This is a genomic window from Streptomyces sp. NBC_00448, from assembly GCF_036014115.1.
In the GTDB taxonomy this organism is placed as follows: domain Bacteria; phylum Actinomycetota; class Actinomycetes; order Streptomycetales; family Streptomycetaceae; genus Actinacidiphila.
The window spans coordinates 6,969,096-6,993,640 of record NZ_CP107913.1 but is presented as its reverse complement, the minus strand read 5'-3'; the positions used below and the strand labels follow the sequence as shown (position 1 = coordinate 6,993,640).

Below are 24,545 nucleotides of genomic sequence, written 5' to 3'. Positions count from 1 at the left end.
CCGCGAGCACACCGCCCCCGGGCCGTCACCGGCCGGCCGTCGGGGCAGTACTGAACGTCGTCTCGCCGCCGACGGCTATCGCCGGGACGTGGGAGCCGTGAGAGCCGCGGGCGCGATCGCGGACCTTCTTGACGTAGGAGCGCGTGAACGCGGCCGGCAGGCCGAAGCCGAGGACCTGGACGATGACCCGGGGCAGAGTCCCGGAGCCGGCGGCCTCGCAGGCAAGGGTGGCAACCGCACTGAGCGTAAAACCGATCGTCCAGGCGCCGGTGAGCACCGTGCAGGTACGCCGGAAGAGCGGAGTGGTCCATACCTCCGGTGCGGTATGCCGCTTGGCGATGCCCAGGACGAACGGCCGCCGCACCAACAGCGTCACCGCTGCAATCAGCGCCAGCCACGCCGAGGACAGTCCGCCGGCGACATCACGCAGCGGCGAGTGAGGGTCGGCGAAGGCCACCGCGGTCAGCGCACCGAAGTAGGCAACCGTGCCGAACTCCAATATCTGCGCGTCCGCGGTCACTCCCGCCCTGCGGTCCTTCACCAGAAAGAGCACGCCCAGGGCCAGCGCCAGAAGCGCCGCCCACTGCCAGGCGAGACTCGACACGACGGCGAACACGATCCAGGGGAGAAAGCCTCGCAGCTGGCTCACGGCGACTGTCCCTTCCGCTTATATGCGAATTGACGACCCGGCGGGGATTTCCCGCTGCTCGAAAATGTACGGTGATGACGGCGCCGCGTCCTCCACCCCCGGGTTGATTCCCGGGTGGAGAAATTTCTCCACCCGGACTCCACCCGTGGGGGGATGACGACTCCCGCCGCAGGTCGTAGCGTTGACGAAAACGAGGTCGGAGCACGCCCATTCGGGACTGGACCGGCGTCGGCCCCTTTCACCGCGCGAGCAAGGAAATTCGAGGATGCCATGTCTCTGGCTATGGAATCGAATCACCGTCAGTACTGCAAACGGACCGCGTCCACCGATCCGCAGGCGTTCCGCATCTCTCCCGCAGGCGCGATCGAATACGGCCACGCGCCGGGTCCATGGACGGACACGACCATGCGCCTCCTCACGGCCCCTCCATCCCGCCGGCACCGGCGCCGCCACCGACACCCGCTCACCGCAATCCCGCGCGGGCCGGCCGAACTCGACTTCGCCGAGGGCTCCTTCACCCACAGGTCGCCCTGTTCTCCTCGGGTCAGACGCCGTCTCACGCGTCGTTGCGGTTCTTCCAGCGGAAGGTGAACAGGCACAGCAGGAGGCCGCCGACGCACCACGCGGCGAGGACCAGGGCGGTACGGCCGAACTCCCAGGCGCCCGCCGGTTCGAGGGCGGCGGCGGCCTGCGGTAGGAAGACCCCGCGCAGCCCCTGGCAGAGCCACTTGAGCGGGAAGAAGGAGCCGACAGTGAGCATCCAGTTCGGAATCGTGTCAATGAGGATGTAGACACCGGAGATGAACTGGAGCACCAGGAAGGGCAGGACCACCACGGAGGTGGCGCTGCGTCCGGACTTCGGCACGCTGCTGATCGCGATGCCGAGCAGCGCGCATCCGGTGATGCCCAGGACGAACACCCAACCGAAGGTCAGCCACTTGACGGGCGTGGAGGGCAGGTCCACGCCGTACACGGTGGTGCCGAAGACGAGGAGGATCGCAGTTTCGAAGATGCCAGTGGTCAAGACCAGCCAGATCTTGCCGAGGAAGTACGCGGCCGGGGGCATCGGGGTGCCGCGCAGCCGCCGCAACACCTTCTCGTCCCGCTCGATCGCGATCGAGATGCCCAGTGACTGGAAGCTGGTCGACATGATGCCGGAGGCGATCATCGAGGTGACGTAGTACTGGGAGGCGCTGGTGCCCGTGTTCTTCATGTTGTCGCTGAAGATCGAGGCGAAGAGAAAGAGGAAGATGATCGGGAAGGCGAAGGTGAAGACGACCTGCTCACGCTGACGGAAGAAGAGCTTGATCTCCATCGCGCCCCGGTGCAGACCGAGTTGCCAGGCACCGGGCAGCCGTGCGGTGGCGGTGCCGTCGTGGCCGCCGCGACGGCCGGCCAGCCGGCTGGTGCCGCCCGCGCCTCGCCCCTCGGCGGGACCGGGGTCGGTGCCGAGACTGGCGCCTGGGTCGGCGCCGAGGCCGGCGCCCGGGCCGGCACCGGACGCGGGATCGGGATCGGGATCGGGGTGGCCCGCGGGAGTCGGGGCATTCGCCGCGGTCATCGCGGGGTCTCCTGTCCGATGAGTCGCAGGTAGACGTCCTCAAGGGTCGGCTGGGTCACCCGCAGTCCGGGTATCTCCCCGTCGAAGCGGCGGGCGAGTTCGGTGACGACGCGGGTCGGGGTGTCGGTCTCCTCGGCGTGCGAGGTGCCGTCGGGGCCGGTCCAGTGGACGGTCGTGCGGGCGTCGGCGCGGCCGGCCAGCGTGCCGGGGGCGCCCTCGGCGACGACCTTGCCCGCGGTGATCACGGCGAGCCGGTCGGCGAGGGCTTCGGCCTCCTCCAGGTAGTGCGTGGTGAGGATGATGGTGGTGCCCTCGTCGGCGAGGGAGCGGATCAGTTCCCAGAACTGCCGCCGGGCCACCGGGGCGAAGCCGGTGGTGGGCTCGTCGAGGAGCAGCAGCCTCGGGTCGCTGATCACGCCGAGGGCCACGTCGAGCCGGCGGCGCTGGCCGCCGGAGAGCGCTTTGACACGGCTGCCGGTCTTCGCTTCGAGCCCGACCAGCGCGATCACCTCCGCCGGGTCGCGCGGGTAGGGGTAGTAGCGGGCGAAGTGCCGGACCGTCTCACCGACGGTCAGCTCGCTCACCGCCGACTCGTCCTGCCATACGATGCCGACCTGCGCCTTCCAGGCCCGGTCGGCGGTGGCGGGGTCGGCGCCCAGGACGGTCACCTCGCCCTCGTCGCGGGAGCGGTGACCCTGGAGGATCTCCACGGTGGTGCTCTTTCCGGCACCGTTGGGCCCGAGGATGCCGAACACCTCGCCCGCCCTGATGTCCAGGTCGAGCCCGTCCACCGCCATGACGTCGCCGTACCGCTTGCGAAGACCCCGTACGCGTACCGCGTCCCCCTCAGCCATGCGACCAGTGTGCCGCGCTGGGGCCGCCGCCCGAACGGGAACGGCGAAACCGTACGAACGGATGAACGAGGCTGAATGCGCGCCTGGTTGACGGCCGCACAAGGGTGCCGTTGTGTCCCGGTTGGATAACGGGCGGGCGGTGCGGGGGGTTCGTCCTTACTCTGACTGTCCTACCGGGTTCGCCAGGGGGGTACCCGGGATCGATCAGGGGACGTCAGGGACATCATGAATCGCTTTCGCATGCTCGCCGCCGGGTCCGTGGCCGGTGCGGCCGTCGCCGGGGCGCTGCTCGTGCCGACTCCGGCGAGCGCGTCGGCCGGGTCCGTGCACTTGCACAAGATCTACTACAACAGCCCGGGGGTGGACCGGCGGACGAACGCGAGCCTCAACGCGGAGTACGTGCAGATATCCAACACCACCGGCAAGTCGGCGAGCCTGAAAGGTTGGACCCTAACGGATGCGTCGAAGCACAAGTATACCTTCACCACTTACACACTTGGTGCTCACAAAACCGTGACCATACACACCGGCAAGGGGAGCAACACGGCCGCCAACCGGTATCAGGGTCGTTCCGCGTACGTCTGGAACAACGACAAGGACACGGCCACGCTCAGGTCTTCCAGGGGCACCAAGATCGACACCTGCTCGTACAACTCGACGCGGGTCGCGTACAAAATGTGCTGACGCCTCGACCAACCGCCGAGCAGGGCGGAACGGGCAACCAGGAGGGGCGGCGGATCGTCGTTACGATCGCCGTCCCTCCGCTGTTTCGGAGGGACGTTTTGGTATCCATGCAGTATCAAAGGCACAAAGGCGAGTGGCGGGCGAGACGGCGTTAGCAGGTATTTGACACGCCGGGAAACCCACTCGTAGAGTCAGCCCCCGTCAACTCCGAGTAATTCCCGGGCCAAGCGCGGCTCAGGGCGGAATTTCCGTTTTGGCGCGTTCTGACAGCCGTGACCACCCCCGCCCCACCGGGGAGACGGCTTCTACTGGCGACCGACACACGCGCCGACGATGGAGACTGAGGACGGGGATGCACGGTGAGTAGCCGGCACCAGCGCGAGCCACGAAAAAAGCCGCGGCACCCGTCCTTCGAAGGACGGTACATCTGGCACTCCGCCGCCGACGACCGGCAGTTGGCCGACGCCTGCGTGGATGTGCAGGCGGGCCGCTACCTGAGCGCCTCCGAAACCCTGCGGGAGACGCAGGACGACTTCGGTTTACGCGCCCACCGCTCGCTGGTGCTCGCCTCCGAGGCATGGGACTCGGATCTGACGGAGCGTTGGGTCGCCGAGGAGCCCTGCGCCGAGTCGGCGCTGCTGTGGGCCCGGGTCGCCGTCCTGCGCGCCCTGCGCGCCGCGGACAGCAAGGACGACCGCGCCACCGCGCTGTCCCGGATAGCCCTGGCCGCCTGCCAGCAGGCGGCCGGCCACGCACCGAAGGACCCAACCCCATGGGTGGCCCAACTCGCCCTGGCCCGCTTCCATCGGTCGTTCGACCCGGCCCCGCAGGGCCTGCTGACCGCGCCGCCCGGACCCTGGCGGCTGCTGTCCCACATCCTGCGGCTCGACCCCTGGAACCGCGAAGCGCACCACCGCTTCCTGTCCATCTACTTCCCCCGCAACGGCGGCCGCGCATCCGAAGTCTGGGACGTGGCCGCCTTTCTGAGTCAACGGGCCCCCAGCGGATCACCGCTGTCGCTGCTCCCCCTGGTGGCCCTGGTCGAGAACTACAACCCGTCGGCACCACTCGCCTACAAGATGTGGGAGCAACCGCCGTGGAGCACCGCGGCGTTGAGCATTTACCACAAGTGGCTCCCGAACGTGGCCGGTTACCGGTTCACGCCGGTGGTGGATCTGTCGTACCTGGCGCACGCGCTGGTCATGGCGCGCAAGGAGTTCGAGGCGCGGGCGGCCTTCATGTTGATGGGCCCGTATGCCTCACGCATGCCCTGGAGCGCGTTCGGCGCCCCGGAGGAACAGCTCACGAAGGCCCGAGAGGCATGCGGCCTCACCGTGCCCGGCGGTCCGTGAGCCCATACCGGTACCGGTCGACCAGATCCCACCAGAATGGACGGTTCGCATGTCTGACCCAGCAGTGACCAGCCGCGACAGGAGAACGGACCAGGCGGCACCGATCGCCCTGGACGACGACGCCACGCTGCATGCGATGGGCTACCCGCGGAAATTGACCCGGCGATTCCGGGCATTCGACAATTTCGCAATCTCTTTCACCATCATCAACATCATTTCCGGCATCTTCTCGGCGTTCGGGATGGGAATGGCCGGCGGCGGCCCGCGCATCCTGATCTTCGGCTGGATCGGGGTGTCGGTGATGGTGCTCTTCGTCGGGGCCGCCATGGGCGAGATCGCCTCGGCCTACCCGACCAGCGGTGCGCTGTACTTCTCCGCGGGCAAGCTCGCCAAGCGGCACAACGGCGCCTGGTCCTGGTACACCGGCTGGCTCAACTTCATCGGCCAGGTGGCCGGCACCGCCGCCACCGACTACGCCGCCGCGACGTTCATCCAGTCGTACATAGCCATGCAGTGGGACTACACGCCCACGCTCAAGAAGACCGTGCTGATCACCGCGGCCATCCTGCTGGTCCACGCGCTGCTCAACACGTACACCGTGCGGTTGGTCGCCCTCATCAACCGGATCTCCGTGTGGTGGCTGATCATCGGCCTGCTGGTGATCGTGATCTCGCTGATCTCGGTGCCCTCGCACCACCAGCACGCGAGCTACGCCTTCCACTACGTCAACACCACCGGCTTCCACAGCGCGATCTACGCGGGGCTGCTCGGTCTGCTGGTCACGAGCTGGACCTTCACCGGCTTCGACGGCAGCTTCCACATGTCCGAGGAGACCGTCCAGGCCACCGTCAACGCCCCCAAGGGCATCGTGCGCGCCATCGGCTACTCGGCGATCACCGGCCTGATCCTCATGGTCGCCCTGGTGTACTCGATCCGTGACTACGGCAGCGAGGTCACGTCGTCCGCGCCGCCGGTCCAGATCCTGATCGACGCGCTCGGCCAGGGCCTGTCCAAGGCGATCCTGGTCATCATCATCGGCGCCATGCTCTTCTGCGGCCTGGCCAACATGACCTCCAACACCCGCATGATCTTCGCGTTCTCGCGGGACGGCGCCATGCCCGGCTCGCGGCTGTGGCACTCCGTCTCCCCGCGCACCCGCACGCCCGTCAAGGCGGTCTGGCTGGCCGCGGCCTCCTCGCTGGTACTGGTGCTGCCGGGCTGGTGGTCGCACACCGCGTTCAGCGCCGTGGTCAGCGTCAACGTGGTGGGCCTGTTCCTCTCCTACGGCATCCCGATCTTCCTGCGGCTGCGCCTGAAGGACGAGTTCGCCGCCGGCCCGTGGCACCTCGGCCGCTGGAGCAAGCCGGTCGGCATCGTGGCGGTACTGTGGATCATCACCAGCAACGTGCTGTTCATGCTGCCGCAGGCCACCCCGATCACCGCGAGCACGTTCAACTACGCACCGATCGCCCTCGCCGCGGTCCTGGTGATCGCGACGCTGTGGTGGTTCGCCACGGCCCGCAAGTCCTTCCACGGACCGGTCAGTTACGGCGGTCCCGACGAGGTCGCGGCGATGGACCTGGTCTGAGCGGCGGTCATCGCGCCGGCGCACCGGACCAGGCAGTAGCCAAGCGGGGAGTTCCAGCGGGGCGATCCAGCAGGACGACCATGCGGAGCGGCCCAGCAGGAGACCGGCAGCGCGCCGGCGGACCGGCACCATGCCGGCGGAAGGAGAGGAACGCGTGCGGGACGACCTCACCGTCACCCAGGCGACGGCTGCCGAGTGGGACGAGATCGTGGCGTGGACCGCCGGCGAGGGCTGGAACCCCGGCCACGGCGACGCGGCCCACTTCCTCCCCAGCGATCCGGCCGGCTTCTTCGTCGGCCGGCTGGACGGCCGCGTCGTGTCGGCCGTCTCGGTCGTGGTGTACTCCCCCGAGTACGCCTTCCTCGGCTACTACCTGGTCCATCCCGGCCACCGCGGTACCGGCCTCGGCCTCGCCACCTGGAACGCCGCGCTGCCTCACGCCGAGGGCCGGGTGATCGGCCTCGACGGGGTTCCGGCGCAGCAGGCCACCTACGCGCGTGCCGGGTTCGCCCCGGCCTACCGCAACGTCCGCCACACCGGCCGTCCGCGCACGGCCGGTGCGGCGACGGACCCCGCCGTCCTCGCGGTGCGGCCGCACCACCACCGGGCGATCGCGGCGTACGACCGCGGCTGCTTCCCCGCCGCCCGCGCCGACTTCGTGTCCCGCTGGCTCACCGACGACGGCCACACCGCCCGGGTGCTGCTCGGCGCCGACGGCGGCGTCCGCGGGTACGGCGTCATCCGCCCGGCACACCAAGGCCACCGCGTCGGACCGCTGTTCGCGGACACCGCCGAGGAGGCCGGCGTCCTCTTCGACGCCCTCGTCGCCACGCTGCCGCCCGAGGCAGAGGTGGCCATCGACATCCCCGACCTGTACCCGGCAGCGGCGAAGCTCGCCGCCGACCGCGGCCTGACCGCCAGTTCGGAGTGCCTGCGGATGTACAGCGGCACGGTGCCGGTGAGCCGCGTCGAGGCGGTCTACGGCACCACGTCCCTCGAACTCGGCTGACGGTACGGCCGATCAGCTCGGCCGATCGGACGGCCACATGACGGATCAGCCGACCGGCATGACCTCGATCGACGGCCGCCCGGGCGAGTCCAGGTACAACCGCTCCTTCCTGCCGTCCTGTTCGAGCTCCACCGTGAGCCGGTAGGGGTAACAGCCGGGGGCGAGAGTGGCGACCACCGCGCCGGCCCAGTAGCAGTAGACCGGGGTGTACGGGTCGCGCATCCGGTCGGGCACGCCGTACCTCTTCAGGTCGGTGCAGACCTTCACCTCGGCGACGTCGTCCTCGTCGCCCTCCTCGCCGTCGAGGAAGACGACGCCGCCGATCCTGGGCAGCGGTGGCCAACTTCCGCCCGAGCGGGGCGACATGGCGATCGGCCGGACGATCCAGTTGAGCACCTGGCCCTGCTTGCAGACCGTCCTCAGGTCGGCGGTGCCCTGGCCGGCGCCGCCGACGCTGTTGTCCATCATGAAGACGGCGCCGTCCAGCGAGCGGGCGGCGGTGGCCTTGGCCACGTCCACGAAGGTGACGACGTTGAGCTGGACGGAGTTGAGCTGACCGGGGTAAGGACGGTCGGGATCGGGCCGGTCGGGGCCGGGGCCGTCGGGGTCGCGCCGCTGCCCGGCCGACGTCGTGGCGGGTCTCATGGCGGTGCGGTCACCTCTCCCCGGTCAGCAGCGGCGACAGTTCGGTGACCATCGGCTCGGTCCTGCTGCCCAGCAGGAACGCGATGCGGTACGGCGTGGCCGGGATGGCGTCCTTCTTCACGGTGCCGGTCCAGTACGTGATGTCGGTGCCCGGGTAGATCTTCCGGATCGGCTCGCACACCGACGGGTCGATCTCGACGGTGTCGATGGCCAGATACGCCTCGCACTCCAACGGGATCGCGGACCAGAGGAGTTGGTCGCCGGCCCGGACCACGGTACGCAGCTGCTCGGTACCGTGACCGGTCGAGCCGGCCGCCTTCCCGGTGTCGTAGAGGTACAGGTTGCGGTGCAGGGCGCCCGTGGCGAGCGCGCCCACCACGTCGATCACCGCGGCGATCGAGATCGGCCGCCGTTCGTCGTCCCGGCCCCGGCCTCCGCCGGCCGAACCCGCCCCGCTCGTCTGGTGCTTCGCCGCGGTCATCGCCCATCCCCTTCCGGCTTGCGGCAGTCCGCCGCGCCTGTGCCGAACCCGGCGGCGGCTGCGCGGATCGGCAGCGGCCCCAGTCCGGCCTTGGTGAACCCGTTGCGCTTCGGGGCGGTCCTGATCCTGACCGCCGAGTCGTACGCCAGCCGCACCGGCTCCCATCTCCACTGCCCGTCGCTTAACACCGGTTCGTGCAACTCGATCCGCATCGTGTACCCGTACGTGCCCGGCCGGGTGGTGTCGACGGACGCGGACCAGTACCAGCCGTCGGTGACCTGGTCCGGCGAGCCGTAGACCGCCGGGTGGAGCACGCCCTTGTCGACCGCCTCGCCGACGACGGCACCGAGCACCGGCTCGGGGTGGGCGTGGCCCGCGGGGAACCAGCCGGACCTCGGGGTGTGGAGCCCACCGGTGATGTCGGCGACCCTGCCGACCGGCTTGCCGCCCGGTTTGCCCAACGGCTTGCCCACCGGCTTGCCGCCCGACGTGCCGCCCGCGCGGGCCGGCGTCCTGGCGGTGCCGCGGCCGCGTTCGGCCGCGAGGTAGCCGCGCGGGACGGTCGGCGGGATCGAACCGAGGCTGTACAGCGCCCAGTTGATCACCTGCTCGTCGGCCTGCGAACCGTCGCTCCAGTAGCTGCCGTTGATCGCGGTGATCAGGTCCGCGCTGCCCAGGCCGACCGAGCCCTGGAGCCGCGCGTTGTCGAGGAGGTGGATGCTGCCCTCCAGGGTCCGGCTCTCCAGGGCGGCGGCGACGTCCACCAGCACGACGACCGCCACTTGCTGGTTCATACGGCCCACCTTCCTTCTTCCTTGTACGGGCGCGGTGTGCGGTGCGTGGCCCGCGGTGAACGGCGTTGCGGTGCACGGCGTGCGGTGCGCAGCGTTCCTACGGGCACAGCAGCGACGGGGTGTCGACGTACGCGAGGCTGGACTCGCCCCCGGACATGCGGAGTTCCAGCCGGTAGCGCTGCGGCACACCGCGCGGCATGTCGGTGGGGACCACGCCGGACCACACCGCCAGGTCCGGTTGGGCGCTCGCCGGGGCCTCCCCCAACTCCCCCGAATCCCCCTGCTCCGGGCCCAGGAACACGATGCGTTGGATCGCCACCGGCGTCTGCACGTCCAGCGGCACCGCCGACCACTGGACGACCTGGCCGGGGCGCACCACCGTGCACAGGTCGGGGGTGCCCTGCCCCCGGCTGTCGCACCCGCTGTCGTCCATCAGGCAGAGGTGGCCGCCGCGCAGGGTGCCCGCGGAGAGCGCCCCGACCACGTCCACGGCGACCGCGATGTTCACCTGCGGCTGCACGCGGGGCCTCACCGGGCGGTCCAGTCGGCCGTACGGTCGCGCACCAGCGGCACCTTGCCGACGGCGGTGCGCTCGATCTCCGGCGAGTCGCGGTGCACGAACCGCAGGTCGAAGCGGTATCCGCTCTTCGCGATCGACACCGGGTCGGCCTCCCACTGGTTGTACACGGACAGGGCCAGCGGCAGGCTCTCGGCGAACGCGCGCTGCACGCCGTGCGCGCCCAGCGCCTCGTCCAGCCGGTAGGCGGCGCCGGGCACGTCGTCGACGGCGGCGAGCAGGGTGAGCAGCTTCGACTCGCGGTGGTTGACGAACTGCACGTCGTACGCGGCCTCGTCGAGGTCCAGCACCCTCCCGGCCCGCAGCCGGTCGCGCAGTGCGGCGTAGGCGCGGGCGGCGGCGTACTGCGTGTCGCCCAGGTGCAGGACGTCGCCGCTGCGGCCGGCGAACTCGAACCTCTGGGTGCGCAGGCCTGGTTCGTCGGTCCTGGGCCGGCGGATCATCCGGTCGCCGAGCTTGAGCCGCAGCAGCGGCGCCTCGTGGGCGTGCAGGCGGGTGACGACGAGTTCGCCCTCCGCCCCCTCCGGCACCCAGCGGCCGCTGTCGTCCACGAGCTCCACCAGGTGCAGTCCGGGCACGGCCGCCAACCACGGTGAGGACTCGCTCAGTTGCAGGCCGATGGTCTCGGCCTGGGTGGCGGCGAAGTAGCTGAGGATGGACAGGTTCGGGTACATCGCCTTGAGTTCGGCGCGCTTGCGCCTGGCGAGCACCCCGCTGCCGTACATCGCCACCCGGAAGCTCTCCTTGGCCGGGCGGCTCATGCCGGCGCCGAGTTCGGTGAGGATCGCGATGCCGGCGGTGATGCCCATCAGCGCCTTGGGGCCGGGGTAGGAGAACATCTGCTCGATGACGGCGGTGCCGACCGGGCCGGCGCCGATGTAGTTGACGCCCGGCACGCTCTGCAGGACACCGCCGACCATGGTGCCGCTGCTCCACATCTGGTAGTCGGCGAGCGTGGTGAACAGCCACTTCGGGTCGTCGCCGGTGAGGTGGGGGGCGAGCATGTGCCGGCCGATGAAGTCGCCGGCCAGCCGGTAGGTGTCCTGCAACTCCCGCAGCGAGTACACCGTTTCTACCGGCAGGCCGCCGCTGGTGCCGCCGCTGGCGACGATCTCGAAGCCGCCGCGGGCCAGCGGCACGACCAGTCCGGGCCGTTCGCCCATGAACAGCTCGCGCTGGGTGTCCTTGTCGGCGAGCGGAACGCGCTGCCACTCGTCGTACGTCGCCGGGGTGTCGGGCACTCCGGCCCCGGCCAGCCGCTCGCGCCACAGCGGGTTGAGCCGCACGGTGTGCACCATCTGCTGCAGCCGGCGGAGCACCAGCGCGTCCTGCACCTCGTGGTCCACCGCGCTGTACGGGGTGCCGAGCGTCTGCTCGCAGGCCCGCAACACGCCCAGGAAGGAGGGAAGTTGGGAGACCTGCTCGATGGTCGCCGGGCGGTGGTCGAGGTCGGGGATCAGACGCCTCACCAGCTCGGTGCGGCCGGCCGCGGCGGTGTTCTCGGTCAGCATGCTCGCTCAACTCCCTGGCCGGCCGTCCGGATCTCCGCGAGCAGGGTCCGGAAGTGGTCGGCGGTGGTCCGGTGGTTCATCAGCACGACGCGCAGCGCGGCGGTCCCGTCGACGTCGACCTTCGAGATGAAGAAGTCGCCGCGGGCCTTGATCCGGTCCCTGATCGCGATCTGGTGGCGGTGCACGTGGTGCTCGGGCAGCCCGGGCGGGCGGTGCCGGAAGCACAGGATGTTCGCCTCCGGGTGGTGCGGCGCCTCGAAGTCCGTTGCGGCGCGGACCAGTTGGTACGCCCGCTCGGTGAGCCGGCACAGCTGCTCGATCCGCTCGGCGAACAGCGCCGGCCCGTAGACCGCCCACAGCACCCACAGCGGCATGATCATGGGGCGCTTGGTGCACTCCAGGTTCCGGTCGCCGCTGTCGAGCGCGGTGTAGAGGTCGGGCTCGTCATCGAAGACGTAGCTGGCCTGCTGCCGGAAGGCGCCGGCGCCGGCGTTCTTGTCCCGGTGGAAGAGCAGGGTGCACGGCGCGGGCACGAACATCATCTTGTGCGCGTCCCAGGTGAGCGAGTCGGCCTTCTCGATGCCGCGCAGCCGGTGCCGCAGCCGGCCGGAGAGGAGCAGGCTCGCGCCGTGGGCACCGTCGACGTGCAGCCACAAGCCCATCTCCCCTGCCAGGTCGCCGAGTTCGTCCAGCGGGTCGAACGCACCGAGCGCGGTGGTGCCGGCCGAGGCGACCAGGCAGAAGACGTCCAGGCCGCGGGCCTTGGCGGCGTCGAGCGTGGTACGGGCCGCGTCGGGGTCGATCTGCTTGGCGGCGTTGAGCGGCAGCCGGACGATCTGGGACTCGCCGACGCCGATCACGCCGGCCGCCCGGGCCACGCTGTAGTGGGCGTCGGCGCCGATCGCGATCGCCGGCCGGGCCCCGCGCCCGCCGAACGTGGCGGCGCCGTCGGCCCAGAAGCCCGGGAAGGCGCGGTTGCGGGCGGCCAGCAGCGCGGTCAGGTTGGCCAGCGAACCGCCCGACGTGGTGGTCATGCAGAACCGCCCGGGGTCCCAGCCGATGTACGCGTTGAGCTCGGCGGCCATGATCTGCTCGGCCACTTTGGGCAGTTGGGCGGCCTCGTAGAACGACGAGGGCTGGTTGGCCACCGATCCGGCGAACTCCACGACGGCCGCGAGCGGCACCGAGCCGGTGAACTGCCGGCCCATCGCACCCGGCGAGTGCACCTGGATGCCGGTCCCCAGGTAGAGGTCGACGATCGCGGCCAGCCGGTCCCCGTCGAAGTCGGCGACCCGCTCGCGCTCCCGCGTCATCAGCGAGCGCGCGGTCGTGGCCAGCACCCGCGGGTCGGACAGTTCGAGACCGCGCACGGAGTGGTCGCCGATGTGCCGGGCCAGCTGTCCGAGGGTGCGCTCGGCGGCCGTACGGAAGTGCGCGGGGCCGAACGCGGCTGCCTCCGGTGGGTCTTGGGCAGGCGCGTCCGCGTCGCGCGACTCGGTGTACGGCTCGGCGTACGGCTCCGACTGCTGCGACGGAATGCGACCCGCGGCCCCTACCGCGGCCGCATGGGGCTCTGCCATGCGTGGTCCCCCTCGATACAGCGTCCTGCTGCTCGGAGGATGGCAACGCCGTTCCGTGGACGTCTACGCGCTTCACTCACATAGGGTGCGAGATTCGCCCGTACAGCCCAATCCAGGCGCAGTTGCGCGCGGGTGTGCGAAGCGGACGCCCGCGAGGGGGTGGATGGGGACGCGGACCACGGCGACGGCGGCAGCGGCAGCGGCAGCGGCGGCGGCAGCCGCAGCGCGGACACCGTGGGCACGGCGGACGACGACGGCTGCGCGGGGAGGGAGGGCTACGCGGGGAGGAACGGCCGGAGCATCCGCCGCAGGTCCGCCTCGTCGAGGATGTGCAACGCGCGGGCCGCGATCCTGCCTTGCGCGTCGATCACGACGGAAGCCGGCACGCTCTGCGGATTGACGCTGTTCCTGGGGAACTTCAGCACCTGCCGCCCGGACGGGTCGAACAGGCTCGGGTAGGGCAGGGCGAACCGCTTCGCGAAGGCCGCGCCGTTCGTCCGCGAGTAGTCGCGGGTGTCGATACCGAGGAACCGCACACCCTGCGCGCGGGTGGACGCCGCGACCGCGGCCAGCCCGGGCGCTTCCGCCCGGCAGGGACCGCAGTTGCTGGACCAGATGTTGATCACCACCACGTGGCCCTTGTACGCGGCGAGGCTGTCGCGGCCGCCGCTCAGCGTGGTGCCCGCCAGGTCGGGCGCCGCCACGCGCCGGGTGGCGGCGATCGGGGCGAGGTCGTCGGTGCCGGTCGACGTGGAACCGCCGCCCCCGCACGCGGCGAGCAACGGGGCAACGGCCAACGCGGCGAGCAGCGTTCGCCGGGTACGGCTCCACCGCACCCGGCCCGGCCGGCGCGGCGCTTCCCGACGAGGAATCCGGATCACGCCGCCCAGCCTCGCACAGGGTCCGAACTCCCCTTCATCCGGGCCGGGTTCGAACTCGCCCTCGCTCGCGCCGGGTTCGGGTCGGCGCCTGAGCCGAACGCACGCGCTCCCCGTGGCGGATCACGTGACGAAGCCGCGCGGGCGGCAGGGCGGTCACGGCAGCGTCAGCACCCGCGGGCCGGACGCGGTGACGGCGACGGTGTGTTCGATGTGCGCGGCACGGCTGCCGTCGGTGGTGCGCAGGGTCCAGCCGTCGTCGGCGGTGAAGTACGCGTTGCGCCCGCCGGACATCAGCATCGGCTCGATCGCCAGCGTGAGGCCGTGCCGCAGCGGGAAGCCGCGGCCGGGGCGGCCGCGCCCGGGCACGTGCGGGTCCTCGTGCATCCGCCGCCCGATGCCGTGGCCGCCGAAGTCCGGGGGCATGCCGCAGCCGGCCGCGTCGGCCACCTCGCCCACCGCGTACGAGATGTCGCCGATCCGGTTGCCGGCCACTGCGGCGGCGATCCCCGCGTCGAGCGCGCGCTGGGTGGCGTCGATCAGCGCGACGTCCTCGGGGCGGGGCGTGCCGACGATGAAGCTGATCGCGGCGTCGCCGGTCCAGCCGTCCAGTTCGGCGCCGCAGTCGATGCTGACCAGGTCGCCGTCGCGCAGCCGGTAGCCGTCCGGGATGCCGTGCGCCACCGCGTCGTTGACCGAGGCGCAGATCACCGCGGGGAACGGCACGGACGCGAACGACGGCCGGTACCCGAGGAACGGCGAGCCCGCGCCCGCTTCGGCCAGCACCACGCGGGCCACCTCGTCCAGCTCGGTGAGCGTTACGCCGACCGCCGCGGCCGTCCGCGTGGCGCCGAGCGCGTCGGCCACCACCCGCCCGGCCTCGCGCATCGCGTCCAATGCCGCGTCCGTCTTGATCTCGACCATGGAACGCGCCTCCCCATTCTCATACCGGATAACTATCCCGGTATTAGTATCACGTCCATGGTGCGCAATCCCCTGACCCCCGAGGAGCGGGCCCGTGGCGAACGCCTCGGCGCCCTGCTCCGCGCAGCCCGCGGCGACCGGAGCATGACCGCCGTCGCGGCCGCGGCCGGCATCTCCGCGGAGACGCTGCGCAAGATCGAGACCGGCCGCGCTCCCACCCCGGCCTTCTTCACGATCACCGCCCTCGCCAACGCCCTCGGCCTGTCCGCCGACCGCCTGGCCGCCGAGTGCAGCCCACCGGAGCCCGAAGCCCTGACCGCCTAACGCCCGGCGCCTGGCACCCGGCCTCCAGCACCCGGCGCCCGGGAACCCGTCCGACGCAGCCCCTGCGACGCCTCACCACCGCGACGAACCCGAGCCGGCCCGCGCACCCGGCCGCCATACAAACGTTTCACCCCAGGTCCACCCACTCGCGGGCCGCCACGCTTGGACCGGCCGGCCCGACCCGCCCGCCCAGCGCGCCTCCAACCGCCGCCTCCCCCACCACCGTTGGCACAGATATGGGGCGCCGGACCCTGGACGCTCGCGCGGCACAGCACATAGTCTCGCGTCGTTCCGCCATTATGAATCGTTTCACCTCTATCGTGGGAGCCGCGCACGCCTCCCGTGCGCGACCGTTCGAGACGCGAGGCGCCCGGCGCCCTTCCGGGCGGAACTGTCATGTTCATGACCTGATGCGACAGGAGCCGACATGGACCGTCCGACCGATCCGACCGATCCGACCCGCTCGACCCGCCCGGCGGGCAACCCGGCGGCGCCCGCCCGCCGCACCGTGCTCAAGTCCCTGGGCGCCGCCGGTGCCGCCGCCGCGGCCGCCCCGCTGCTGCCCGCGACCACCGCACACGCCGAGGGCGCCGCGCGCGCCGACGCACCGCTGCCGATCGACTGGCACGCCGCCGGCCATGTGTCGAAGACCACGCCGACGCTCCAGGTCGTGGTGAACCCCAAGATCCGCCGGGAGTCGCCGATCCACGACAGCGTCTACCGCGCGCTGCGCAACCTCGACACCGACTACGTGCGCTTCGTGCCGTGGTTCCCCTACCCGAAGCTCGGGGTGGCCGAGCTGGAACCGCCGGCCGACGGCCGTACCAGCTGGGACTTCTCGCTCATCGACCCGCTCGTCGAGGACTTCGAGAAGGCCACCCGCGGCAGATCGACGATCCTCAACTTCAGCACCATCCCGGAGTGGATGTGGCAGCCCACGCCATGGACGCTGAAGGACGGCGCGCTGCACGTGGTCGGCGGCGACATCGGCATCGCCGCGAGCGGCACGGACTGGACCGACTACACCTTCGCCGTCGACGTCACCCCGCGGGCGACCGGCGTGCAGGACGGGGCCGACTACGCGCAGGCGGGCTGGACGGTCCGGATGCGGGACCCCGGCAACGGCTACGGGTTCCTGCTGTCGAACTACCCGTACAGCGCCCCGGCGCAAAGCGGCTACATCGTCTTCGTCCCGTTCAAGGACGGCCAGTCGGGCCCCGTCCGGGCCACCGCGCTGCCGTTCGCGGTCGAGGACGGCCGGACCTACCAGGTGCGCACCACCGCCGCCGGCTCCACCCTGACCGTCAGCGTGGACGGCGCGGACGTGCTGACCGTGCAGGACGACACCTTCGCCGCCGGAACGGTCGGATTCCGCGAACACGGTTCGGAGTCGGCCGACTTCGACAACGTCGTCGTGACGTCGGCCGACGGGACGACGCTGCTCTCCGACGACTTCTCCGCCGACCTGTCCCGCTGGACGGCCCCCGTCGCCTACCCGGACGACCCGGACGCGCCGGACTTCGGCTACTCGCAGGGGCAGCGCCTGGCCGTGCCGGTCTCGGTCGTCGCCGACTACTACCGGCGGCTGGTCTCCTGGTACACCGCCGGCGGCTTCACCGACGAGTACGGCGCCTTCCACCGGTCGCCGTACCACTACCAACTGCCGTACTGGGAAGTGCTCAACGAGGTCGACTTCGAGCACGCCATGACCCCGCAGGAGTACACGGAGCTGTACGACGCGATCGTCACCGCGATCCACGAGGTGTCACCGCGCACCAAGTTCGTCGCGCTGGCGCTCGGCAACCCCGCCGGCTTCGACTTCTACCGCTACTTCCTGGACCGGGCCAACCACCGGCCCGGCGTCCCGCTCGACCTGATCAGCTACCACTTCTACGCCGTGCCCAACTCCGCCGACACCGCGGACGACTACGGGCCGGACGGCTTCGCGCAGGCGGACGGGTTCCTCGCGACCGTCGCCCAGGTCGAGCAGATCCGCACCTCGCTGGCACCCGATGTCCGCACCACCGTCGACGAGTTGGGCACGATCCTGCCCGACTCGGCCACCCAGTCCGACCCGGCGCCGATCCCCGACGCGTACTGGAACTTCTCCGGCGGGCTCTACGCCTACGTCTTCGCCCGGCTCGCGCTGATGGGCATCGACATCGTGGGCGAGAGCCAGTTGATGGGCTACCCGAGCCAGTACCCGTCGGTGTCGATGCTGGACTGGACGACCGGCGCGCCCAACGCGCGTTATCGCGTGCTGGAGTTGATTCTCGACGAGATCCGGCCCGGCAGCCGGCTGATCGAACTCCCCGACCAGCCGTCCGGCGACGTGTACGCCCTCGCGCTCGACGACAGGGGCCGCCGCAAGGTGCTGCTGGTCAACAAGACCAACGCGCCGGTCACCGTCACGATCGACGGGCTGCGCGGAGCCCACGTCAGGGTGGTGGACCAGAAGTCGGCCGGCGGCGACATCCGCGGCGAGTGGAGCAGCGCCGACTCCTACCCGCTGGGCGGATACGCGGTCGCGGTGGCGACGCTCACGACGTGACCGGCTGACCGGCTGACCGGGGCCGACCGGTTGAGAGGGCCGTTACGCTCGGCCCAACCGACCTGTGGAGGCCCCGTGTCCGGGTACGTCACCGTGCAGACCACGACCGACAGCGCCGAACGCGCCGAGCAGCTGGCACGGGTGGCGGTCGAGGCCCGCGCCGCGGCCTGCGCGCAGATCGACGGGCCGATCCGCTCCGTCTACTGGTGGGAGGGCGAGGTCCGGGCCGAGCAGGAGTGGCGGGTGCTCTTCAAGACCCCGGCCGAGCGGTACGACACGCTCCAAGCGCTGCTCAAGTCCGCCCACACGTACGACACTCCGGAGATCATCGCGGTGCCGATCGAGCGCGGCAGCGCGCCGTACCTGGCCTGGCTCGACGCGGAGACGGCCGCGGGCTGACCGGCCACCACCGCCACCACCCTCCGGCCCGCCCGTACCTCCCGATCGATCGCGGGAGCGTACGGGCGGGCCGGCGGACGGGCGCACGGGCGGGCGTCCCTACGGGCGTTACGCCGCCACCGACGCCTCGGCGATCTGCTCGGCGCTGGGCGCCAGCCGCGGCGACAGCGCGGTGACCGCGATCGCCACCACCATGAAGGCGGCCGCGACCAGCAGTCCGCGGTGGAACCCGGCCACCAGCGCGTCGGACTGGGAACTGCCGTGCGCGAGGTCGGAGGTGGTCTTCGAGGTGGACAGCGTGGTGACGACGGCGAGCCCGAGCGCGCCGCCCACCTGGTTGAAGGCGGTGACGACACCGGAGGCGGCGCCGGCCTCGTGCGCGGAGACGTCGGCGACCGCGGCGATCTGCGCGGGTACCGCCACGGACGTGATGCCCGCGCCGAACAGCAGCAGGCCGGGCAGGAGTTGGCCGGCGTACGACCCGTCGGCGCCCGCCGCGGTGAGCAGCAGCAGCCCCACCGTGCTCATCATCGCGCCACCGATCTGCACCGGGCGGGTGCCGAACCGGGTGACCAGCGGGGTGGCCGCGACCGCGCCGAAGATCGCTGTGCCGCCCATCGGCAGGAACTCGACCCCCGCGTGCAGCGCACTGCCGTGCCTGACCTGCTGGAGGAAGATCGCGGTGAGGAAGAACATCGACAGGAAGCCGGCCCCGTTGAGCGCCAGCGCGCCGCCGGCCGTGCTCAACGCGCGGGAGCGCAGCAGCCGCAGCGGCACGAGCGGCGCCGCCGCGCGGGACTCGACCACCAGGAATCCCGCGAGCATGGCGACGCCCGCGACCAGGCAGCCGATCACCTCGAACGAGGACCAGCCGACCGGCTCGGCGCGCACCACGCCGTAGACGACCGCGAGCAGCCCGCCGGTGCCGAGCAGCGCGCCCGGCAGGTCGAACGAGCGCGCGCCGGCGCGCGGCGGGAAGTGCCGTACGAACAGGGGCGCGGCGATCACCAGGCCGACCACGATCGGCACGTTGACGATGAAGACCCAGCGCCAGCTGAACGAGTCCACCAGCACGCCGCCCGCGACGACTCCGAGGGTGCCGCCGAGTCCGGCCAGGCCGCCCCAGATGCCCATCGCGATGTTGCGGCGGCGGCCGTGCTCAAAGGTGACGGTGAGGATGGACAGCGCGGCCGGCGAGAGCATCGCGCCACCCAGCCCCTGGACCGCGCGGGCCGCGATGAGCAGCCCGGGCGAGCCGGCCAGGCCGCCGGCCAGCGAGGTCACGCCGAACAGGACGAGCCCGGCGACGAAGATCCGGCGGGCGCCCAGCAGGTCGGCCGCGCGGCCGCCGAGCAGCAGGAATCCGCCGAACAGGAGGGTGTAGCCGCTGATCACCCATTGCAGGCCGTCGGTGCTGAAGCCGAGGTCGGACTGGATGTCGGGGAGCGCGACGTTCACGATCGTCACATCGAGCACCACGATGAACTGAGCGAGGGCCAGCACGGTGAGCGTGGCCCAGGGACTGCGTCGCATGGCGTCTCCGCAGGTAGCTGGTGGGAGCAGATCCGGGCAGGCCGGAATGAGCAGGTACGCCGAATGTGTACGGCGTATGCTTACGGGGTCACCATACATGAGACGTGTACGACGTATACCTAGGGAGGCCGGCCGCGGACCGCGCGCGGGATCGACGGGTACGCGCCCTGCGTACGATGTACACGACCGAGCTGATCGGAAGGCGAGAGATGGCCGCGCAGAAGCGACTCAACCGCGACGAGCTGATCGCGACGGCCTTGTCCCTGACCGACACGGAGGGCCTGGGCGCCGTCACGATCCGGCGGGTCGCCCAGCAGCACGACGTGACGCCGATGGCGCTCTACCGGCACTTCCCGGACAAGGAGGGCCTGCTCGACGCGGTCGCCGAGAGCCTGCTCGCCGCGGTCGAGATGCCCGCGCCGGACGACCGGCCCTGGTACGAGCAGCTGGAGGACGTGCTGACCGCCGTGGTCAAGGCGCTGGTGCCGCATCCGAACGCCGCCGTGCTGCTGCTCACCCGGGTCACCGGGAGCGAGCCGGGCCTGGACATCACCGAGCGGGTGCTCGCCCAGCTCGGCTCCGCCGGCATGGACGTCCAGCAGGGCGCGGACAGCTCCTGCCACGTCCTGGCGTCACTGATCACCCTGGTGATCGGAGAGCCCGGGCACGCCTCGGGCGACGCGGAGGAGCACGAGGCCGCCGTCCGCGCCAAGCGGGCCCATCTGAACTCCCTCTCGCCGCGCCGCTATCCGCACGTGGTGGCCGCGGCCGGCCCGCTCGCCGAGTGCGCGAGCGCCGAGTTGTACTACCGCCGCGGGATCGAGCTGATCGTCACCGGCCTGCGCGGCCTGCGGAGCGGGTCGCAGCCGGTGGCGGGATAGCCCCGATCCCGACCCCGACCCCGTCCGCGCCCACTCCCCCACGGCCCCGCGTCCGCGCCGGCGAGGTCCGGTCCGGCGGTCCGGTCCGAGAGTCCGGTGGTGCCGCAAGTGCTACCACGTCACCGAGTCCGGCCGGGAGGAACCGCGGGCGTGGCTGACCGAGGTCGAGCCGAGCCGTACGGTGCGCAGCGAAGTCGCCCTCCGCGCCTTCCTGTTGCCCACCCTCGCCCGGAGAACGCCGCCGGCCTGGCCCGGGCGCAGGAGCGGTTCCATCGCCAACGGGCCGAGGAGATCGGCCGGTTGCGCGATCTGGCGACCGCCCCCGGCAGCTCCGGGTTCGGCGCGTACGCGGTGGAACTGGGGGTACGCCGGTCCGCCGCCACCGCGGAGTGGGCGCGGTGGGCCGCCGAACTCCTCGAAGCCGAGGCGAAGGACGCCGGCTCCGGCAGGCCCTGGACCCCGGACGGCGACGCGCACCCCTCCCGCGCCCCGGACGGCGCCGCGCACCCCTCCTGACCCCGCGCCCGTCGCCCACCGTGAGCGGGCCCACGGCGACAGGCACGGAGAATTAACTCCAAGTACCTTCTGCGGCCAGATCTACGCGCGTATCTTGAGCGCGTTCGCGCGTGTCTCCTCCTCCCTCCCCGGGGGCAGTAGCGCCCGCGGCACCGTAAATCGCCCACCGCACAAAGGAGATCCCCTCCGGTGTCGCACTCCCCTGAGGGCGCCTCGCGCCCCGCGAGACCCGGTACGCCCGGGCAGGCCGCGCCTTCCGCGCAGGCCGCGTCCGCCCCGCACCCGCCGCGCTCGGCCCTGCTGCGCAAGCGGGTCCTGCCGTTCGGCATAGCCGGCGCCGTCGTCCTGGCGGGCATCGGCGTCCACTCCGCTTTCGCCACGCCGTCCGCCGACGCCGTGGTCGCCGAGGTGTACGGCGGTGGCGGCAACGCCGGTGCCACCTACACCAACGACTTCGTCGAGCTGGCCAACTCCGGTGCCGCCACGCTGGACCTGAGCGACTACAGCATCCAGTACCTGTCGGGCGCGCCGACCGCGACCTCCAAGTGGCAGGCCACCCCGCTGACCGGGTCGCTGGCCGCGGGCGGCCGCTACCTGGTCGGCGAGGCCGCAGGCACCGGCGGCAGCACCGCGCTGCCGGCGCCGGACGCGACCGGGAACATCGCGATGTCCGGCACGTCCGGCACCATCGCCCTGGTGCAGGGCGCCGACCCGCTGACCTGCGTGACGGCGGCGGACTGCGCCGCGGACTCCCGGGTCAAGGACCTGGTCGGCTACGGCACGGCCGTGGTGCACGAGGGCAGCGGCCCGGCGGCCGGCGCGAGCAACACCGCGTCGGTGGCGCGCAACGCCACGCTGACCGACACCGACGACAACGCGGCCGACTTCACCGCGGGCGACCCGACCCCGCAGAACGCCGCGGGCACCGGCGGCAGCGGCCCGACCTCGCCGCCCACCACCCCGCCCACCACGCCGCCGACGTCACCGCCGGCCACGGTGAAGATCCACGACATCCAGGGCGACACCCGGGTGTCGCCGTACGAGGGCAAGGCGATCAGCGGCGCGACCGGCATCGTCACCGGCGTGCGCGTCTACGGTTCGTCGCAGGGCTTCTGGTTCCAGGACCCGAACCCGGACAACGACCCACGCACCAGCGAGGGAATCTACGTCTACACCAGCTCCACTCCCACGGTCTCGGTCGGCGACAGTGTCTCTGTCGCCGGTACGGTCTCGGACTACTACCCGGGCGGAACCACCTCCGGGGGCCAGGCCGTCACGGAGATCACCAAGCCCACGGTGACCAAGATCTCCAGCGGCAACCCGGTGCCCGCCCCCGTGGTCCTCGACGACAAGAAGGTTCCCGACTCCTTCGCGCCCAGCGCGGGCGGCGGTTCCATCGAGAGCTTCCCCCTGCGCCCGTCCGAATACGCGCTCGATTTGTACGCTTCCCTCGAAGGGATGAACGTCCAGATCGGCGACAGCCGGGTGGTCGGCGCCACCGACCCGTACTCCGAGCTGTGGGTCACGGTGAAGCCGAAGCAGAACCCGACCAAGCGCGGCGGCACCCTCTACAAGGGCTACGACGACTCCAACTCCGGCCGGCTGATGGTGCAGTCGCTCATCCCGACCTCCACCTCCGCGTTCCCGACCGCGAACGTCGGCGACACGCTGAAGGGCACCACCACCGGTCCGCTGGACTACAACCAGTTCGGCGGCACGTACGCGCTCCAGGCGCGCACCCTCGGCACCGTCAAGAGCGGCGGCATCAAGCCCGAGGTCACCGCGAAGGCGTCGTCGGACCAGGCCACCGTCGCCACGTACAACGTGGAGAACCTGGCGCCCGACAACCCGCAGTCGAAGTTCGACGCGCTGGCCAAGGGCCTGGTCACCAACCTGCGTTCGCCCGACGTGGTGGCGCTCGAGGAGATCCAGGACAACGACGGCGCGAAGGACGACGGCGTGGTGGCCGCCGACCAGACGCTGACGAAGCTCACCGCCGCGATCGCCGCGGCCGGCGGCCCGCACTACCAGTGGCGCGGGATCGACCCGGTCAACGACAAGGACGGCGGCGAGCCCGGCGGCAACATCCGCCAGGTGTTCCTCTTCAACCCGGCCCGGGTCGGCTTCATCGACCACGCCGGCGGCGACTCGACCACCGCGGTCGGCATCACCGGCAAGGGCGACAAGACCGAACTCACCGCCTCCCCCGGCCGGATCGCGCCGAACGACCCGGCGTGGAACAGCAGCCGCAAGCCGCTCGCGGGCGAGTTCACCTTCGGCGGCAAGAAGCTGTTCGTGATCGCGAACCACTTCGACAGCAAGGGTGGCGACCAGGGCGTCGACAGCCGCTTCCAGCCGCCGGTGCGCAGCTCCGAGGTGCAGCGGGTGCGCCAGGCGATCCTCGAGCACGACTTCGTGGAGCAGTTGGAGGCCGCCGACCCGAAGGCCGACGTCGTCGTCCTCGGCGACCTCAACGACTACCAGTTCTCGCCCGCGGTGTACGCCCTCACCGGCAACGGCAAGGCGCTGACCGACCTGGTCAACACCCTCCCGGTCGCGGAGCGTTACTCCTACGTCTACGAGGGCAACTCCCAGGTGCTCGACCACATCCTGGTCAGCCCGAACCTCGGCAAGCACGTGGACTACGACGTGGTCCACATCAACTCCGAGTTCGCCGACCAGACGAGTGACCACGACCCGCAGGTCATCCGCCTGAAGCCGTGACGCGTAACGCCTAGCACGTAGCACGCAGCGCGCAACGCCCTTCAAGGGCAGGCCCGTTGACGGGTGACGGCGGCCACGGAAGTGGCCGCCGCCGCCCGTTCGCCGCACCCACCGCGCGGCTGCCGTACCCGCCGCCCGCCGCCCGCGCGGCGAACCTCAGCGGTGGCCCAGCACGTTGACCACTCGTCCGCTGGGGTCGCGGACGAAGAAGCGCCGCACACCCCACTCCTCGTCCTGCAGCGGGTGGACGATCTCGGCGCCGCTCTCCCGCATGAGCGCGTAGGCCGCGTCCACGTCGCTCACCTCGACGCTCAGGTCAGGGGTGACGGGCGCGGTCCTGTCCTCGCTCATGATGCTGATCTGCGCGGCCGGGCTGGACGGGGAGGCGAGCGTCATGATCCAGCCGTGGTTCATGACCTCCTCGAAGCCCAGCAGCCCGTAGAACTCCCGGCTCTCCCCCGCGGCTTCGGACTGGATGTTGGGCACGACCCGGCGAACGGTCATCGACGACTCCAAGTGCGGACGGACGG

The 24,545-nt window shown here is 71.3% G+C and carries 23 protein-coding genes; 10 read left to right on the top strand and 13 right to left on the bottom strand.

All coding sequences use genetic code 11. The annotated features are described in order from the left end of the window. Positions 1–25: 25 nt before the first annotated feature. The 3 genes from OG370_RS30220 to OG370_RS30210 form a co-directional block, all read right to left on the bottom strand. Positions 26–649: a hypothetical protein gene (locus tag OG370_RS30220; RefSeq protein ID WP_328469778.1), complete on the bottom strand. Its 624-nt coding sequence runs from the start codon at positions 647–649 to the stop codon at positions 26–28. 556 nt (positions 650–1,205) lie between these two features. Then, positions 1,206–1,964 carry an ABC transporter permease gene (locus OG370_RS30215; protein WP_328474550.1) on the bottom strand — a complete coding sequence of 253 codons (759 nt, stop codon included), beginning with the start codon at positions 1,962–1,964 and terminating at the stop codon, positions 1,206–1,208. Positions 1,965–2,206: 242 nt separating this feature from the next. Continuing rightward, a complete protein-coding gene (locus tag OG370_RS30210; protein ID WP_328469776.1) occupies positions 2,207–3,064 on the bottom strand; it encodes an ABC transporter ATP-binding protein in 858 nt (285 codons plus the stop codon). Between the two features lie 240 nt (positions 3,065–3,304). On the opposite strand from OG370_RS30210, the gene OG370_RS30205 reads away from it, so the two are divergent. The 4 genes from OG370_RS30205 to OG370_RS30190 all read left to right on the top strand — a co-directional run bounded on the left by OG370_RS30205 (position 3,305) and on the right by OG370_RS30190 (position 7,697). Next, entirely contained in the window at positions 3,305–3,748 is a 444-nt protein-coding gene (locus OG370_RS30205) for a lamin tail domain-containing protein (RefSeq protein WP_328469774.1), read from the top strand. Between the two features lie 425 nt (positions 3,749–4,173). Continuing rightward, the gene (locus OG370_RS30200; RefSeq protein ID WP_328474548.1) at positions 4,174–5,100 is read left to right on the top strand and encodes a hypothetical protein; all 927 of its coding nucleotides are present in this window, start codon (positions 4,174–4,176) and stop codon (positions 5,098–5,100) included. Between the two features lie 136 nt (positions 5,101–5,236). Beyond that, complete coding sequence (locus OG370_RS30195; RefSeq protein WP_328474546.1) at positions 5,237–6,688, top strand: amino acid permease; 1,452 nt, start codon at positions 5,237–5,239, stop codon at positions 6,686–6,688. A gap of 154 nt (positions 6,689–6,842) precedes the next feature. Continuing rightward, positions 6,843–7,697: a GNAT family N-acetyltransferase gene (locus OG370_RS30190; protein WP_328469772.1), complete on the top strand. Its 855-nt coding sequence runs from the start codon at positions 6,843–6,845 to the stop codon at positions 7,695–7,697. A gap of 45 nt (positions 7,698–7,742) precedes the next feature. Here OG370_RS30190 and OG370_RS30185 read toward each other — a convergent pair whose 3' ends face one another. The 8 genes from OG370_RS30185 to map all read right to left on the bottom strand — a co-directional run bounded on the left by OG370_RS30185 (position 7,743) and on the right by map (position 15,087). Next, positions 7,743–8,342, bottom strand: a complete 600-nt coding sequence (locus tag OG370_RS30185) for a hypothetical protein (protein WP_328469770.1) — start codon at positions 8,340–8,342, stop codon at positions 7,743–7,745. A 10-nt stretch (positions 8,343–8,352) separates the two neighbouring features. Then, positions 8,353–8,823, bottom strand: a complete 471-nt coding sequence (locus OG370_RS30180; protein ID WP_328469768.1) for a hypothetical protein — start codon at positions 8,821–8,823, stop codon at positions 8,353–8,355. Further along, the gene (locus OG370_RS30175) at positions 8,820–9,617 is read right to left on the bottom strand and encodes a hypothetical protein (RefSeq protein WP_328469766.1); all 798 of its coding nucleotides are present in this window, start codon (positions 9,615–9,617) and stop codon (positions 8,820–8,822) included. Before OG370_RS30175 ends, OG370_RS30180 begins: the two co-directional genes overlap by 4 nt. A gap of 97 nt (positions 9,618–9,714) precedes the next feature. Beyond that, positions 9,715–10,137: a hypothetical protein gene (locus OG370_RS30170; RefSeq protein WP_328469764.1), complete on the bottom strand. Its 423-nt coding sequence runs from the start codon at positions 10,135–10,137 to the stop codon at positions 9,715–9,717. A gap of 8 nt (positions 10,138–10,145) precedes the next feature. Beyond that, positions 10,146–11,705, bottom strand: coding sequence for a hypothetical protein (locus OG370_RS30165; RefSeq protein ID WP_328469762.1), 1,560 nt, complete (start codon positions 11,703–11,705; stop codon positions 10,146–10,148). Next, the gene (locus OG370_RS30160) at positions 11,699–13,285 is read right to left on the bottom strand and encodes a pyridoxal phosphate-dependent decarboxylase family protein (protein WP_328469760.1); all 1,587 of its coding nucleotides are present in this window, start codon (positions 13,283–13,285) and stop codon (positions 11,699–11,701) included. The genes OG370_RS30165 and OG370_RS30160 overlap by 7 nt, the downstream gene beginning before the upstream one ends. 275 nt (positions 13,286–13,560) lie before the next feature. Then, positions 13,561–14,082 (bottom strand): TlpA family protein disulfide reductase, encoded by a 522-nt coding sequence (locus OG370_RS30155; RefSeq protein WP_328469758.1) that lies wholly within the window; start codon positions 14,080–14,082, stop codon positions 13,561–13,563. 237 nt (positions 14,083–14,319) lie between these two features. Continuing rightward, positions 14,320–15,087, bottom strand: a complete 768-nt coding sequence (gene map / locus OG370_RS30150; RefSeq protein WP_328469756.1) for a type I methionyl aminopeptidase — start codon at positions 15,085–15,087, stop codon at positions 14,320–14,322. 57 nt (positions 15,088–15,144) lie between these two features. On the opposite strand from map, the gene OG370_RS30145 reads away from it, so the two are divergent. The 3 genes from OG370_RS30145 to cutA all read left to right on the top strand — a co-directional run bounded on the left by OG370_RS30145 (position 15,145) and on the right by cutA (position 18,361). Beyond that, positions 15,145–15,411, top strand: coding sequence for a helix-turn-helix domain-containing protein (locus tag OG370_RS30145; protein ID WP_328469754.1), 267 nt, complete (start codon positions 15,145–15,147; stop codon positions 15,409–15,411). A 427-nt stretch (positions 15,412–15,838) separates the two neighbouring features. Beyond that, on the top strand, positions 15,839–17,962 hold the full coding sequence (locus OG370_RS30140; protein WP_328469752.1) for a GH39 family glycosyl hydrolase: 2,124 nt from the start codon (positions 15,839–15,841) through the stop codon (positions 17,960–17,962). Between the two features lie 75 nt (positions 17,963–18,037). Then, positions 18,038–18,361 carry a divalent-cation tolerance protein CutA gene (gene cutA / locus OG370_RS30135; RefSeq protein WP_328469750.1) on the top strand — a complete coding sequence of 108 codons (324 nt, stop codon included), beginning with the start codon at positions 18,038–18,040 and terminating at the stop codon, positions 18,359–18,361. A 108-nt stretch (positions 18,362–18,469) separates the two neighbouring features. Here the strand turns inward: cutA and OG370_RS30130 are convergent, their stop codons facing one another. Next, a complete protein-coding gene (locus OG370_RS30130) occupies positions 18,470–19,894 on the bottom strand; it encodes an MFS transporter (RefSeq protein ID WP_328469748.1) in 1,425 nt (474 codons plus the stop codon). 176 nt (positions 19,895–20,070) lie between these two features. Between OG370_RS30130 and OG370_RS30125 the strand changes: the two genes are divergently transcribed. From OG370_RS30125 to OG370_RS30115, 3 genes are all read left to right on the top strand, one after another. Beyond that, complete coding sequence (locus OG370_RS30125) at positions 20,071–20,775, top strand: TetR/AcrR family transcriptional regulator (RefSeq protein WP_328469746.1); 705 nt, start codon at positions 20,071–20,073, stop codon at positions 20,773–20,775. 300 nt (positions 20,776–21,075) lie between these two features. Next, on the top strand, positions 21,076–21,291 hold the full coding sequence (locus OG370_RS30120; protein ID WP_328469744.1) for a hypothetical protein: 216 nt from the start codon (positions 21,076–21,078) through the stop codon (positions 21,289–21,291). Positions 21,292–21,588: 297 nt separating this feature from the next. Beyond that, on the top strand, positions 21,589–24,015 hold the full coding sequence (locus tag OG370_RS30115) for an endonuclease/exonuclease/phosphatase family protein (RefSeq protein ID WP_443060907.1): 2,427 nt from the start codon (positions 21,589–21,591) through the stop codon (positions 24,013–24,015). Between the two features lie 156 nt (positions 24,016–24,171). On the opposite strand, the gene OG370_RS30110 is transcribed toward OG370_RS30115, so the two are convergent. Then, positions 24,172–24,519 (bottom strand): VOC family protein, encoded by a 348-nt coding sequence (locus OG370_RS30110; protein WP_328469742.1) that lies wholly within the window; start codon positions 24,517–24,519, stop codon positions 24,172–24,174. Positions 24,520–24,545 lie beyond the last annotated feature (26 nt).

Coding starts and splice junctions, on each gene's coding strand:
- OG370_RS30185 (WP_328469770.1), bottom strand. CDS start 8,342: ATGAGACCCGCCACGACGTCGGCCGGGCAGCGGCGCGACCCCGACGGC.
- OG370_RS30125 (WP_328469746.1), top strand. CDS start 20,071: ATGTACACGACCGAGCTGATCGGAAGGCGAGAGATGGCCGCGCAGAAG.
- OG370_RS30165 (WP_328469762.1), bottom strand. CDS start 11,705: ATGCTGACCGAGAACACCGCCGCGGCCGGCCGCACCGAGCTGGTGAGG.
- OG370_RS30215 (WP_328474550.1), bottom strand. CDS start 1,964: ATGGAGATCAAGCTCTTCTTCCGTCAGCGTGAGCAGGTCGTCTTCACC.
- OG370_RS30180 (WP_328469768.1), bottom strand. CDS start 8,823: ATGACCGCGGCGAAGCACCAGACGAGCGGGGCGGGTTCGGCCGGCGGA.
- map (WP_328469756.1), bottom strand. CDS start 15,087: ATGGTCGAGATCAAGACGGACGCGGCATTGGACGCGATGCGCGAGGCC.
- OG370_RS30130 (WP_328469748.1), bottom strand. CDS start 19,894: ATGCGACGCAGTCCCTGGGCCACGCTCACCGTGCTGGCCCTCGCTCAG.
- OG370_RS30195 (WP_328474546.1), top strand. CDS start 5,237: ATGGGCTACCCGCGGAAATTGACCCGGCGATTCCGGGCATTCGACAAT.
- OG370_RS30175 (WP_328469766.1), bottom strand. CDS start 9,617: ATGAACCAGCAAGTGGCGGTCGTCGTGCTGGTGGACGTCGCCGCCGCC.
- OG370_RS30145 (WP_328469754.1), top strand. CDS start 15,145: ATGGTGCGCAATCCCCTGACCCCCGAGGAGCGGGCCCGTGGCGAACGC.
- OG370_RS30210 (WP_328469776.1), bottom strand. CDS start 3,064: ATGGCTGAGGGGGACGCGGTACGCGTACGGGGTCTTCGCAAGCGGTAC.
- OG370_RS30160 (WP_328469760.1), bottom strand. CDS start 13,285: ATGGCAGAGCCCCATGCGGCCGCGGTAGGGGCCGCGGGTCGCATTCCG.
- OG370_RS30140 (WP_328469752.1), top strand. CDS start 15,839: ATGGACCGTCCGACCGATCCGACCGATCCGACCCGCTCGACCCGCCCG.
- OG370_RS30110 (WP_328469742.1), bottom strand. CDS start 24,519: ATGACCGTTCGCCGGGTCGTGCCCAACATCCAGTCCGAAGCCGCGGGG.
- OG370_RS30205 (WP_328469774.1), top strand. CDS start 3,305: ATGCTCGCCGCCGGGTCCGTGGCCGGTGCGGCCGTCGCCGGGGCGCTG.